Genomic DNA, 13,997 nt, shown 5'->3' with positions numbered 1-13,997 from the left:
CCTCAGGCATGTTTCTTCAGGAAGGCGATCGCCGCGGCGTTGAACTCTGCGGCGCCCTCCCACTGCGGCCAGTGCGCGGCGCCGCGGATCAGCAGGTACTCGCCGTCCGGGATCAGCCCGCACAGGCGCTCGCCTTCGGCCTCGTCGCCGGTCGGCTCGTTGTCGGTCCACACCATCAGGGCCGGGACCGGGACCGCCGCGAAGTCGTCGTCCGTCACCCGGTTCCGTCGGCGCCGCTCCGGCTCCCGCAGGGCGGACACGTACGCCATGCTGAACCCGTCGCGGGCGTAGATCGCCTGGCGGACGCGTACGAGCTCGTCGGTGATCTTCTCCGGATCGTGGATGACGACCTGCAGGCGCTTCTTCACGTTGTCGAAGGTCGGCTCGCTCACCGCCTGGGTGCTCACCGACTGCGTCCTGTCCAGCTGCGGTTCGCCGATCATCCGCCCGCCCGGTGCGGACAGGATCACCGTGTGCAGCCGGTCGGGGTGCTTCGGCGCGAACTTCAGCGCGAGCCAGCCGCCGAGCGACTCACCGGCGAGGTGCACGCGCTGAAGTGCCAGTGCGTCCAGCAGCGCGAGCAGGTGCTCCTCGTAGTCGCGGATCTCCAGGGGATGGTCGGACAGCGACGTGTACCCGTGGCCCGGGTAGTCGTAGCCGACCACCCGGAAGCCCGCCTCGACGAACGCGCGGATGTTCTGCGTCCACGCCTCGATGTGGCCGCTGGTGCCGTTGGCGAGCACCACCGTCTGCGCCTCGGGGCCCGCTCCGGTGAAGTCGAGGACGCGGGTGCGGTAGCCGCCCGCGTCCACGTACCGCAGCGTGTGCTCCAGGTCCGCGATCTCCTCCCAGAAGGTCGCGAAGTGCGTCTTTCCCGCCTGGCTCATGCGGTCACCGCCGCCTGGATCGCGAAGCCGGCGCCCCACTTCTCGACCGCCCAGTAGTGGTCGACGGCGAGGCGGTACGGGCCGGCAGTCGACAGTGCCGCGTAGGCGGCGATCCAGCTGCGCATCTCGTGCGCGGCCGAGCCCCCCTCCGCCATGAACCAGCCGTTCTCCCAGCCGTCGACCGGGCTCAGGTCGCCGGAACGGAGCACATCGAGTACGAGCGTGTCCCACTCCTCGTTCAGCGGGTCGCTCGGCGCCTTGCCGTCGGCGATCGCCTGGATGCCCTTGACGATCATCTGTTCACGCTCGTGCCGCTCCTCGGACGAGGGCGCGTACGCGACCAGGCGCTCGTGCACGGTGTCGGGGGCACCGTCCCAGCGCGGGATCGGCGGGCTGTGGGAGATGCCTCCCGAGGCGAGGAACAGCACCTTCTTGTCCATCGCCTGGGCGGCCCGGCCGAACGCCTCGCCCATCAGCCGCACCCGCTGCATCGGCGAGAGCGGCAGGCCGATCGCGTTCACGAACACCGGCACGATCGGCTGCGTGAAGCCCTTCCCGAACACGAAGTCGAGCGGCTGGACCACGCCGTGGTCGACCGTCATCCGCTCGCTGCGCCCGATGTCGATGCCCTCACCCAGCACTGCCGTGTGGAAGGCCCGGGCGGCATCGCCGTCGACGGGGAGCGGTCCCGCGGTGGTGCCGTAGTCACCGATGCCTTCGGCGACCGCACCGATCACCCACGGGGTGATCAGGGAGTAGAGCTGGCCGTTGAAGTGGTCGGGCCCGAACACCACGACCAGGTCGGGGCCGTACTCGGCGACGAACCCCCTGACCTCGTCGATGGCGGCATTGATCTCGGCGAATGTCTCCCCGCCCGGGTCGACATTGCCGAAGGACGGCGCATGGGAGAGCGCTGCGACGGCCAGCGGCATGGAGTGGTTCCTCTTTCTCGAAAGCGGCGGATTTCCCGGAGTGGTGAGCGGCTGCTACGCGGACGTAGCGGCGAGCACGGGCTGAGCGGCATCCGGTGCGTCGGAGCGGCGCAGGGCCAGGTGCAGGGCCAGGACGCAGAGGCCGGCGACGAGCATGGGCAACGCGAAGACGGTGAAGGCCGCTCCCATCCCCATGCCCGCGTCGAAGGCCGCGCCGCCGACGATCGGCGCCGCGATGCCGCCGAATCGGCCGGCGCCGATGACGACACCGAAACCGGTCGAGCGGGCCAGCGTCGGGTACAGCGTCGGGACGATCGCGTAGAAGGCGGCGGTGCCCGCGCAGACGAAGAACGACGCCAGGAACAGGGTCCACCAGGCGGTCGGCATCCCCGGGCCGGCGATGCCGAACAGCGACAGGGCGGCGGTGGCCAGGACCAGGAAGACCGGGGTGAGCAAGCGGACGTTGAGCTTGCCGCCGAGGTAGCCGAAGAGCACGTTGCCGAGGATGCCGCCGACGCTGAAGGCGGTGACGAGCTGCGGGGCGAGCGCCGGGTTGTGGTTGGCGTCCGCGACGGTGCTCGGCGCCCAGTTCGTCATGAAGTAGAAGCTGAGCATGTACGCGACGTACCCGACGATCATCAGCAGCGTGAAGAAGCCGGTCCGGCCGGTGAACACGATGCGCAGTGAACCCTTCGCCTTGACGCTCGTCGAGTCCGACTCCGGGAGCGCTTCGAGCGCAGGGCGGTGCATCTTCGTCAGGAGCGCGTTGAGCCGCCGCAGTGAGTCCGTGCGACGGCCCTCGGAGAGCCAGGCGAGCGATTCGGGGAGGAAGGCGAACGTGGCGGCCGCGGCGATCGCGCTCAGGGCGAATCCGACCCACCAGCCCAGCTGCCAGCCGTGCGCACCCAGCATCGGGCCCACGATCATGGAGCCGAGCAGCCCGCCGATGTTGATCGCGGCGGCGTAGACGGCCATCACCAGTGAGTACACGCGCTTGCCCGTGTACTCGGCGAGGATGACGCCGGCCACGGCCACCAGGGAGCCGAGGCCGATGCCGGTGATGATGCGACTGACGACGAGGGGGCCGGTCCCGGTCTCCGGCGTGGCGAACGGGCCGATGAGCATGCCGATCGCGATGGTGACCGCGGAGATGACGCCCATCTTGCGTCGGCCGATGCGGTCGGCGAGTGGCGCGACGATGACCGAGCCGACGAGCATGCCGACCAGGGCTCCGGACATGACAAGTCCGAGCTGGGCCTTCGACACCCCGAAGCCTCGCTCGAGGTACGGGGCGGCGAACGACGTCAGGGAGACGTCATAGCCATCGAGCACGACAAGGGCGATCACGATGACGACGGCGCGGATCTGCAGTCCGCTCATCTTCCCTTGAACGACTTGATCGGTGACCTTCATGGGCGGCCTCTCTGCGTCGAGGATCGCGCGGACCGGCGTCATTGCCGCCCGCGGAGTCGGGGGACCGCATCCTGGGCCGCGGTCACCACCAAAATCTAGAATCTAGGTTCTAGGTTCTAGGCTGGGGGTTACAGTGACCGGCGAGCACGGTCGGCGTCAAGGGTCGATGTGAGATTTGGTAGAACTGCAGTCCGGAGCAGCGAGGAGGATTGATGGCCGCCAAACGGAAGGCCCACCGGGCTTCCGAGGGGTCCAAGCAGGCGATTCTCGAGGCCGTGCTCTCGCGGGCGGTCGAGGCCGGGTACGAGGGCACCACCATGGCCGATGTCGCACGCGCGTCCGGTCTGCCGATCGGATCGGTCTACTGGCACTTCCAGAACAAGGAGCAACTCTTCGTCGAGTTGCTCGACTACTGCTTCGAGGTCTGGAAGCAGGCCAACGCGTCCGTCGGTGGCATGCGCGACCTGCTACGACACAGCATCAGCCAGTCGGCGGCAGCCTCCGCGAGCCTGGCCGAGCCGGCCGCTGCGTTCTGGAGCATCGGCCTCGTCTTCGCGTTCGAGCGGCGCCTGGAGGACAACCTCGCACGGCAGCGGTACCTCGCCATCCGCAAGGAGATGTTCCAGTTCTTCACCTCCCGGCTGCGGGCCTCGTATCCGGAGGTACCGGAGGATGTCGCGGAAGAGCTGGCGCACGACATGGCCGTCATGGGGCGCGCGCTCACCGACGGCTTCCGCGTGGCCGCGGCCGCCGGCGATGACACCGACTTCAGCCGGTACGCCGAGCTGGCTGCCGACGCGCTCGAGTCCCTGGTCGCCACCCGCCTGAAGGAGTACGCGCATGACTGAGACCCCCTCGTCAGCATCCGAGAAGGTCGCGATCGTCGTCGGTGGCGGATCCGGAATCGGCGCCGCGTGCGTGCGGGAGTTCGCCGCGAACGGCTACCGGGTGGTCGCGATGTCGCCGTCGGGTCGGGCCCGAGCCCTGGCCGAATCGCTCGGTGGTGCTGGTCTGGACGGCTCGAACACCAGCATCGAGGACCTTCGGGCGTGCGTCGACCTCGCGGTGTCGCAGTACGGCCGGGTCGATGCGGTCGTCAACAGCAGCGGTCACGCGGCACGCGGCCCGGTGCTTGAGATCACAGACGAGCAATGGTCCGAGGGCGTCGACCTCTACCTGCTGAACGTCGTGCGCATGGCCCGCCTCGTGACGCCCCACCTGGTCGCCTCCGGCGGCGGCGCGATCGTGAACATCTCCACCGCAGGCGCCTTCGAGCCCGGCCCGATGTTCCCCGTGTCAGTGACGATGCGAGCGGCGCTGGCCTCCTTCACCAAGCTGTACGCCAACGAGTACGGCCCGCAGGGCATCCGGATGAACAACGTCCTCACCGGGCTGACCAAGGATGACCCCAGCGTAGTCCCGGCCGAGTGGACGAGCGGCATCCCGCTGCGCCGAGCGCAGAGCACCGCAGAGGCCGCTCGGATCGTACGCTTCCTGGCCGGCGAGGAGTCGGCCTATATGACCGGACAGAACATCCGCGTTGACGGTGGAGAGACCAAGTCGGTCTGAGGCGCATCGGCAGGCTTTCTGCCACCGTACCTGTATGCCCTCTGGGCTGGGCGGCGGGTTTCGATGGGGCGGTGCGCGGCTCGGTGTGTAGAGCGGGGAGGCGACCGCCCGGGCAGGCACCGTAGCCTGTGGGGCTCGGAAAGTCATCGCCGCAGGTCAAGCGGCGTACCGGCACACGATGTCTTCGCGAAGGTTGACGCCGACGCACGGGCGGCGCTCGACGAGGACTGGGACGACGGCGCGCGGCCGTACGAGGAGCCCAAGCGGCGGCGCGGATGTTCGTCGTAGTGGCGGACACGTCCGCTTCGGTGGCCACGGCCGATGTGGATCACGCGGACTTGAGGGCGACCCGCTGAATGGCGGATGAATCCGGGCGCACTGGAGCAAATTCGACCCTTCATGCGGCCATCTCATCATCCTGATCTCGGTTGAGGAACGGAACAGCGAGACAGAGAGAAGGCCCGACATGTCCGTCAGTGAAAGCGAGAACCCGCTCATCCCCGCCCCGACCCCCACGCCGCACCGGCCCCGAACGAACATGGACTGGTGGCCGAACCAGGTGGACCTCTCGGTTCTCCGCCAGCGCTCGCCCCAGTCCGACCCGATGGGTGAGGACTTCGACTACAGAGAAGAGTTCGAGGCCCTCGACGTCGAGGCGCTGAAGCGGGACCTCTTCGAGCTGATGACGACGTCGCAGGACTGGTGGCCGGCTGACTACGGCCACTACGGGCCGCTGTTCATCCGGATGAGCTGGCACGCCGCCGGTACGTACCGTACGGCCGACGGCCGGGGTGGTGGCGGCACAGGCTCCCAGAGGTTCGCCCCCCTCAACAGCTGGCCCGACAACGCGAGCCTCGACAAGGCGCGCCGGTTGCTCTGGCCGATCAAGCAGAAGTACGGCCGCACGATCTCCTGGGCCGATCTGCTGATCTTCGCCGGTCACTGTGCCTACGAGTCGATGGGTCTCAAGACGTTCGGCTTCGGCTTCGGGCGCGAGGACATCTGGGAGCCCGACCAGATCTTCTGGGGGCCTGAGGACACCTGGCTCGGAGACGAGCGCTACAGCGGGCCGGGGGAGTTCGCCAGTCCTTTGGGTGCCGTGCAGATGGGCCTGATCTATGTGAATCCGGAGGGGCCCCAAGGCAACCCGGATCCGCTGGCCGCCGCCCAGGACATCCGCGAGACCTTCGCTCGTATGGCGATGAACGACGAGGAGACGGTCGCGCTCATCGTCGGCGGTCACACGGTCGGCAAGTGCCACGGTGCCGTCCCTGCCGACTGTGTCGGTCCGGAACCCGAGGCCGCCTCCATCGAGCAGCAGGGCCTCGGCTGGAGGAACACCTGCGGCAGCGGCAAGGGCGCCCATGCGTTCACCAGCGGGCTGGAGGGCGCGTGGACCCACGAGCCGGTGAAGTGGGACAACGGGTTCCTGGACAACCTGTACAAGTACGACTGGGAGCTGACGGAGAGCCCCGCCGGGGCGAAGCAGTGGACTCCCAAGGATCCCTCGGCCCAGGGCACCGTGCCCGACGCCCATGATCCGTCGAAGAGGCACGCCCCCATGATGCTGACGACGGACCTCGCGCTGAAGCTGGATCCGGTCTACGGGCCGATCTCCAGGCGCTTCTACGAGAACCCCGACCAACTCGCCGACGCGTTCGCCAGGGGGTGGTTCAAGCTGTTGCACCGCGACATGGGCCCCGTTACGCGCTACCTCGGCCCGTGGGTTCCGGAGCCGCAACTGTGGCAGGACCCCGTCCCCGCGGTCGATCACGAGCTGATCGGGGAGGCGGACATCGCTGCCCTCAAGAGCAAGTTCCTCGCATCGGGCCTGCCCGTCTCCCGTCTGGTCGCCGCCGCGTGGGCGTCGGCGGCGAGCTTCCGCGGCACAGACAAGCGTGGCGGGGCCAACGGGGCGCGTATCCGCCTTGCACCGCAACGGGACTGGGAGGTCAACAACCCGGCCGAATTGGCCGAGGTGCTGCGGACCTTCGAGCAGATCCAGCAGGACTTCAACCGCTCCCAGTCCGGCGGGAAGAAGGTCTCGCTCGCGGACCTGATCGTCCTGGGCGGGTGTGCGGCCGTGGAGCAGGCGGCGAAGAAGGCCGGCTACGACATCACGGTCCCATTCACACCGGGGCGCGCCGACGCCTCGCAGGAGCAGACCGACGTCGAGTCGTTCGCCGTGCTCGAACCGGCCGCCGACGGGTTCCGCAACTATCTGCGAGCCGGTGAGAAGCTGCCGGCGGAGCAGCGGCTGGTGGACCGGGCGTTCATGCTGAATCTGACCGCTCCCGAGATGACGGTTCTCGTCGGCGGCATGCGGGCCTTGAACGCCAACGTGGAGCAGTCCCCGCATGGTGTCTTCACCGACCGGCCCGGGACGTTGACCAACGACTTCTTCGTGAACCTGCTCGACATGGACACGGAGTGGAAGGCGTCCGCCTCGACGGAGAACGTGTTCGAGGGCCGGGATCGTGCCACGGGCGACGTCAAGTGGACCGCCACCCCTGTCGACCTTGCCTTCGGTTCGAACTCCCAACTCCGGGCCGTCGCAGAGGTCTACGCGCAGCACGACTCGAAGGAGAAGTTCGTGCGCGACTTCGTGGCCGCGTGGAACAAGGTCATGAACCTCGATCGGTTCGACCTCGCCTGATCCCGACGTCCGGGCCGGCCGCCGAGCGGCCGGCCCGGACGTCCTCGGTCGGGCGCAACTCGTGCCGGACGCCCGTGTGTTGCGCTCCAGTGAGGTCGACCCGGAGCGCGGTACTGGCCTCACGACCAGCCCGTTTCTCCGGGTCGCCTCCCGAACCCGGCGTGCACCGCTAAGCGCACCGGGCTCTCCACAAGTCCCGTGGGTCGGTGTTCACTTCATGCTGTGCTCGGCCACAGTGTCGGGATGCGTGTTCCCCGGTAGTAGTAGCGCTTTGCGCTCACTCTTGCCGGATCGAACAATTCCTTCCCGCCCTCGGCGGGCCAGATGCCGTAGCGTCGGCGTAGTACCTTCCAAGGAACGCGCCGATGCTTGCGCTCCTGCCATCTGATGATCTCCTTCCAGAGATAGGCCCTCAGATAGCTGAAAGTCGCGTTCGAGCACCCGTACTTGAAGTACGCGGTCCAGCCCCGCAGCATCCGGTTGAGCTGACGCAGCAGGTCTTCGAGCGACAGGTTCGTGCTCCGCCGGCATATCGTCTTCACCTTGGCCATGACGGCCACCAGGGCCTTCTTGGCTGGATAGACGTAGACGTACTGTTTGCCGGTGCCTCGCTTCTGGTGGCGCTGGATGCGCCAGCCGAGGAAGACGAGGCCCTCGTCGATATGGGTAATCAGGGTCTTCTCCGGCGACAGGCGTAAGCCCATCGTGGACAGGACCCCGGCGATTTCTTCCCGCAGGGCTTCAGCGTGTGCCTTGGTGCCCGACACGAGCAGGCACCAGTCGTCCGCATACCGCACGAGACGGTAGTTGGGCAGACCTTGACGGCGTCGCTTGGCCCTTCCATACGGGCTGGCTCCGGGGCCGCCCGGCCCTTGGGCGATATGCTCGTCCAGGACCGAGAGAGCCACATTGCTCAGCAACGGCGAAAGAATCGACCCTTGCGGAGTCCCAGCGTTGGTATCCACCAGCGTGCCGTCCTCATCGAGGATGCCAGCCTTCAGAAATGCCTTCACCAGATCCAAGACACGTTTGTCTCCGACCCGTTCCCGCACCCGGCCCATAAGAGCGGTGTGCGAGATTTCGTCGAAGCAGGCTTTGATGTCACCTTCAACAATCCACTCATACGAGCGGGATGCGAAATGGTGCACCTCGGCCACTGCGTCGTGAGCCCGGCGATTCGGACGGAATCCGTAGGAACACGGGAGGAAATCCGCCTCGAAAATCGGCTCCAACACCAGTTTCACGGACGCCTGGACTACCCGGTCTCGGATGGTCGCGACCCCCAAGTAGCGGACCTTGCCGCCAGCCTTGGGAATCGCGCGTCGCCGAGCCGGGAGGGGCCGGAAGGTGCGGGCTTTGAGATCATCTCGCAGTTCCGAAAGGAACCCCTCCAGCCCCCGCACGGACTCGATGTAGTAGGCGGTCTCGCCGTCCACTCCCGCCGTGCGCGCGCCCTTGTTATTCCGCACCCGATCCCAGGCCACCAGCAGGAAGCCCGGGTCCGCGGCGAGGTTGTACAGATCATCGAACCTGCGATGAGGGTCATCACTGGCCCAACGGTGCAGCTTGGTCTGGATTTCCAGTACCCGGCGTTCCGCCTTGAGTAAGACGTATTCCAGTTCGTCGGTATTCACCAACGGCCTCCCGGCATTCCAGCATCCTTATTGCCGACTTGCTGGCCCCCTTCGCCATGCGCGGACCTCTCGTCCGCTCGGACTACTACGGGGCCTCCGCCCCATCCCGCGCCTTCGACAGACGACGTATCTATCCCAAGAACCCGGATGGATTCCGGGCCCGGGGAACAACGCGAGATGGTTCCCGTGTTCACGGTGAATCGATCGGTCAGTCCGGCGCCCAGCTTTGCCCCGGCAGCATCGCCACGGTTACGCCGCAGGCTTTCGCCGTGGCCTCCCCACCGACACGCCAAGTCGGCTACGGAGTCAGCCCGCTCAACGAGCGAACTGTGCGCTACAACCCGGCCCATATCCACCAGATTTGAGCCGGTGCCACGCTTACGGAGCTTTACCACTGGTTCCTCTCGTACGCCCTCTGATCTCGCTCGCCGGACCCGGCCCGTCTGGTAGTTCCGAGCAGTCCCGGCTTTGTCAGCGCTGCTTCCCGCCCTCCCCGGCGTCTCCCGGATCGGACTGCGCTCAGCTCCCACCAGGCTGCTGCGACAACCTGGCGAGGAGGTCTCGCACCTCCTTCGATTCACCGCGCCTCACGGCGCACCGGCGTCTCGCGGCGGTCCCAAGGCGCGGGCTGCTGGGTGACAGCCGACCGGACAGTTACCACATTCGGCCATGGTGGTTCGTCGTGTTCACCCGGATGCGGAGGGTACTCGTCGGCCTCGTCGCCGAGCGATATGGCCGGCGGGTCAGCGTCACGGTGGGTAAACGTCAGGCAATCGAGGTGGGAAAGTCGGTGAGCTCGGCGCGCAGCTGCGTGCCGTCCTCGTCCGCGAGGGCCGCAGCACGCAACTGCTTGAGCCGTACTGCGAATCCGCTGCCGGCCGGTAGCGCGCGGGCGGCGGTCATCAACAGGTCGAAGCTCTCGTTGCCGTGCGCGTAGGTAGCGCCGTAGCCCTTGAGGACCTGTTGGCACTCGATGATCTCGCGTGCCAGGTCGGGATCCTGGGCAGCCGTGGACAGCGCAAACCCCAGCCAGGAATCGATCGCGGCCTGTTCCCGGACGAACCTCAGCGACCTCGGGCGCAGCGGGCGGAGCCGGGCGAGCACTGCGAGTGCGGTGTAGCCGCTGACCGACGTCGTGTTGAGCACGATGCCTCGGTGGGTGACGGCGTGGATGAGGCCGCGGAAGAGCGCTGACCGCAGCAGGGCGGCGCCGACGCCGGCTGGCATGGTGTCGGTGATCTCTTCGACCTGTGGGTGCAGGTACTCCCGGACCTGCGCCAGGCGGCCGTCGCCCACCTTCGCCTCGTTGCGTACTCGTTCCAGCCGGTGGCGTCGGGTCTTCTGCAGGGCGACTTGGATCGTGTCCTGGTAGCACATCCATAGCGCGATGTGCCGCGCGGCCTCGCGGGTGAGTGCCGCGTCGCCGTCGGGATCCGGGTCGACGGCGGCGATGGCTGCAACGCGCTCGAGGTACTGGTCGGCGTATTCGGGACTCTGGTAGACGGCTGTGCGGACCACGCCGTGAAGGGCGGTCGAGCGGGCGGCTGCGGGCAGTTCGGCGGTGCGCTGTGCCTGGGTGGTCAGCGACGGCCCGACAAGGGACGCCGGGTCGGTCAGGGCGATGCGGGTGCGCTCGCGTTCGGCAGCCTGCTTGCGGTCCTCGGCTGTCTCGGGGCGGCGGCGTCCGATCGTCACCGGGACCGGCCCGCTCGACCGGGCGGGGCTGCCCACGAGGGCGGGGGGCGCGGTCGGCGCTTTGCCGTCCGCTTCCTTGTCGGCTGCCGTCTGGATGGTGGCCTCGGTGTAGGCGGCGGCGAAGGCCTTCAACGAGTTTTCCGCAGCTTTGGGGAACGCGCGGATCGGTGCCTCGAACTGTTCGCGGGTGAACGGCAGTGTGCCAGACCCGGCGAGCGCACCGTAGAGCGAAGCGCTGATGACGGTCCCTGCGGTTTCGGCCATGTGAGCGAAGTCGGCGGCCACGAGGAGCTTTGAGGCGCGTCGTGCAGCGGCGAAGAGTTCGTCACTGTCCACGCGGCCGTCACCGAGCTGGATCTTCTCGTCGACGGCGTATACCCGGTGGGTCGAGGTGATGAGCGTGGTGCGGTCCGGGGTGGAAAATCCGCGCTGTACCGCGCGCCCGCTTTCCATGAGCTCGGACGCGATGACGATGTCGACCTCTCCCGGGGTGGGGAAGAGGCTCAGGATCGGTGCGGTCCGTCCCCCTTCGGGAGCGCCGTCGGGGGGCGGAGGGAAGAGCTCGACGTAGTAGACGGTCGCGCCGGTGCGCTGGGCGACGCCCGCCACGGAAGTGTTCTGCGAGATCCAGCCGGCCTTCTCCCCGACCTCGACGATCCAGTCGGCCAGGACGCCACCGCCCTCTCCCCCCAGGGCCAGGATCGCCAGTGTGATCGGCCGCTGTCCGCTGCTCCATGTCGTTGCGCCTGTGTTGATGCTCTGCATTGTCATTGCGCCGCCACCTCATAGCGTGCCGCACGCTTCTCCAGGCCTCTGGACGCGAAGGAGATCCAACGCGCGCGGACCGCGGCGAGGAACCGGTCTCGCAGGGTGGGGTTGTGCACGACGTCTGTGCGGTAGAAGGACGGGCACAGCACGGCGGCGTGCGCGTTCGCCCCGCAGACCCCGCAACCGACGCAGCTGTCCAGAACGGTGGCGATGGGGTCGGTCCGCAGCGGGTCGGGATTGTCGGTGATGCTCAAAGACGGGCAGCCGGAGATGCGGATGCAGGCGTGGTCGCCTGTGCAAGTCTCCGGATCGACGCCGAAGCGTTCGCGGACGACGCGCTGCCCGGTGTTGAGGGCCTCCGATTGCTGTTTCTTGACGCGCCGCTGCCGGTTGAGTTGGCATTCGCTCTGCGCCACGATCACCTTGGGGCCAGGTTCCTTCGTCGTGAGGGCCTTGATGAACAGATCGCGCAGGGCGGACACCCTGTAGGTGTTCGTGACGGTGCGGCTCCAGCGCACGCCGATACCTCGCACGGCCTTCTCGATGGGGTGCTTCGTCGACCGGATCGGGTTGTCAGCCTGTGACGAGAGCAGATCCTGGCCGCCGGTGGCGGCACTGTAGGCGTTGTCGACCACGACGAGCAGTTGGTCGTTTTCGTTGAAGACGGCGTTGCCCACGCCGCTGGTCAGACCGTTGTGCCAGAAGCCGCCGTCGCCCATGACGGCAATCGTGCGCCGGTCGGCGTCTTTGGAGTTGAGTGCGGCCGCGCCCGCCGATCCCAGGCCGTATCCCATCGTCGTTGCGCCGAGGTTGAACGGTTCGTTGATGGCGAAGAGGTGACAGCCGATGTCGGCGCTGATGTGGTGCTGTCCGGTCTCACGCTCAGCCAGTTTGAGCGCGCTGAAGATGGGGCGCTCCGGGCAGCCCGTGCACAGACCAGGCGGGCGCTGACGCATCGTAGGGGGCGCGACCCGTGGAGCGAACGGGCTTGCCGGGTCGGTGTCCGGGCGCAGCAGCGCGGGCTCGTGCGCGATCGCCTCCGGGAGGTACTTGCGGAGGAACTGCGCGACACCCCTGGTGACGGCGGTGGATGTGTACTCACCCACCGGGGGCAACATGTCCTTACCGTGCAGGACGGTGTCGCTTCCGGCGCGCCGCAATATGGCGTGCAGGTTCTGCTCGATGTAGTCGGGCTGCCCCTCCTCGAGCAGCAGCACGGCGCGTTTGTCGGCGCAGAAGTCCTGGATCTCGTCGTCCACCACGGGATAGGTGACGTTCATGACATAGAGGGGCACGGTCGTGCGGCCGTAGGCGTCCGAAGACCCGAGCAGTTCCAGAGAGCGGTTGAGGGTGTTGTAGAGACCACCCTGGACGATGATGCCGATGTCGGCGAGTCCGTCGCCGAAGATCTCGTTGAGACCGCGCTCCTTGATGAACCGGACGGCGGCCGGCCAGCGCTTCTCGTGCTTCTCATGCTCGTGGAGGAAGCTCGCCGGCGGGAGCACGATCCGGCTCAGCTCGCGGCGGGGGCTCTCGATCGCGTCCTTGACCGTCATCGGGGGCCGCCGGTTGTCCTCCGCGGTGAACGTGCCGTGCAAGTGACATGAACGCAGACGTAGTTCGAGCATCACCGGTGTGTTGCTCACCTCGGACAGTTCGAAGCCGGCCTGGACCGTGTCCACAATCGCCTGCAGATTGGGACGGGGGTCGAGCAGCCACATCTGCGACTTCATCGCGAAGGCATGCGTGCGTTCCTGCATGATGCTGGAACCCTCGCCGTAGTCCTCGCCGATGATGATCAGGGAACCTCCGGTGACGCCGCCGCTGGCGAGGTTCGCCAGGGCGTCGGAGGCCACGTTCGTGCCGACGGGGGACTTGAAGGTGATTGCGCCGCGCAACGGCTGGTGCACCGAGGCCGCGAGCATCGCCGCCGCTGTCGCCTCGGACGCGCTGTTCTCGAAGTACACGTCGAACTCTGACAGGATCTCCCGGGCGTCGCCCAGCACATCCATCAGATGTGAAATCGGCGCGCCCTGGTAGCCACCGACGTAGGCGACGCCGGACTGCAGCAGCGCCTTGGTAACGGCCAGGATGCCCTCTCCCCGGAAGGTCGTCCCGGCGCCCTGCCGCAGCTTGCCCACCTCAGCTGCGAAGGATCGCTCCGCCATCGTTGTTCCTCCTTACTCTGGTACGGCCGCATCCCGCCGATCAAGCGCTGCGGCGCACGAGACTCGGTCGGGTCAAACGTGCGGCGACGAGGAACCCTGAGCCACCCCCAAGTCCCTGCCCAAGGGCCCAGGGGCGTCGATGCGCCGATGTGCCACAGTCCCGCTTGCCCCTCTGCCGTGGCCAATGGCCACCACAGGGCGCGTGGGTCGATCCACAGTCTCCGTCGTAAGGGTCGCTTCCGACCAGGTCGGCGCTCAACGCCTCGGCCCTACCG

The 13,997-nt window shown here is 67.5% G+C and carries 9 protein-coding genes; 3 read left to right on the top strand and 6 right to left on the bottom strand.

Annotated features, from left to right (window positions below; all coding sequences use genetic code 11):
* Window positions 1-2: 2 nt before the first annotated feature.
* The 3 genes from ACQEXA_RS12310 to ACQEXA_RS12300 are packed head-to-tail and all read right to left on the bottom strand — an operon-like array spanning window position 3 to window position 3,232.
* Window positions 3-887, bottom strand: coding sequence for an alpha/beta fold hydrolase (locus tag ACQEXA_RS12310; RefSeq protein ID WP_433129801.1), 885 nt, complete (start codon window positions 885-887; stop codon window positions 3-5).
* Entirely contained in the window at window positions 884-1,819 is a 936-nt protein-coding gene (locus ACQEXA_RS12305; protein WP_432934898.1) for a 3-carboxyethylcatechol 2,3-dioxygenase, read from the bottom strand. The genes ACQEXA_RS12310 and ACQEXA_RS12305 overlap by 4 nt, the downstream gene beginning before the upstream one ends.
* Before the next feature lie 54 nt (window positions 1,820-1,873).
* Window positions 1,874-3,232, bottom strand: coding sequence for an MFS transporter (locus ACQEXA_RS12300; protein WP_433129799.1), 1,359 nt, complete (start codon window positions 3,230-3,232; stop codon window positions 1,874-1,876).
* 212 nt (window positions 3,233-3,444) lie between these two features.
* Between ACQEXA_RS12300 and ACQEXA_RS12295 the strand changes: the two genes are divergently transcribed.
* The 3 genes from ACQEXA_RS12295 to katG all read left to right on the top strand — a co-directional run bounded on the left by ACQEXA_RS12295 (window position 3,445) and on the right by katG (window position 7,457).
* A complete protein-coding gene (locus tag ACQEXA_RS12295) occupies window positions 3,445-4,080 on the top strand; it encodes a TetR family transcriptional regulator (RefSeq protein WP_433129797.1) in 636 nt (211 codons plus the stop codon).
* Complete coding sequence (locus tag ACQEXA_RS12290) at window positions 4,073-4,801, top strand: SDR family oxidoreductase (protein WP_433129795.1); 729 nt, start codon at window positions 4,073-4,075, stop codon at window positions 4,799-4,801. The genes ACQEXA_RS12295 and ACQEXA_RS12290 overlap by 8 nt, the downstream gene beginning before the upstream one ends.
* A gap of 466 nt (window positions 4,802-5,267) precedes the next feature.
* Window positions 5,268-7,457 (top strand): catalase/peroxidase HPI, encoded by a 2,190-nt coding sequence (katG, locus tag ACQEXA_RS12285; RefSeq protein WP_433129793.1) that lies wholly within the window; start codon window positions 5,268-5,270, stop codon window positions 7,455-7,457.
* Window positions 7,458-7,672: 215 nt separating this feature from the next.
* Here the strand turns inward: katG and ltrA are convergent, their stop codons facing one another.
* From ltrA to ACQEXA_RS12270, 3 genes are all read right to left on the bottom strand, one after another.
* Entirely contained in the window at window positions 7,673-9,091 is a 1,419-nt protein-coding gene (ltrA, locus tag ACQEXA_RS12280; protein WP_432930471.1) for a group II intron reverse transcriptase/maturase, read from the bottom strand.
* Between the two features lie 765 nt (window positions 9,092-9,856).
* Window positions 9,857-11,557, bottom strand: a complete 1,701-nt coding sequence (locus ACQEXA_RS12275; RefSeq protein ID WP_433129791.1) for an indolepyruvate oxidoreductase subunit beta family protein — start codon at window positions 11,555-11,557, stop codon at window positions 9,857-9,859.
* Window positions 11,554-13,722: a thiamine pyrophosphate-dependent enzyme gene (locus ACQEXA_RS12270; protein ID WP_433129789.1), complete on the bottom strand. Its 2,169-nt coding sequence runs from the start codon at window positions 13,720-13,722 to the stop codon at window positions 11,554-11,556. Before ACQEXA_RS12270 ends, ACQEXA_RS12275 begins: the two co-directional genes overlap by 4 nt.
* Window positions 13,723-13,997: the final 275 nt, after the last annotated feature.

The sequence above is a fragment of the Streptomyces sp. CA-106110 genome (assembly GCF_050936285.1).
Classification (GTDB): Bacteria; Actinomycetota; Actinomycetes; order Streptomycetales; family Streptomycetaceae; genus Streptomyces.
Note: the sequence above shows the minus strand (reverse complement) of the source record. Positions and strands in the feature narration are given on the sequence as shown.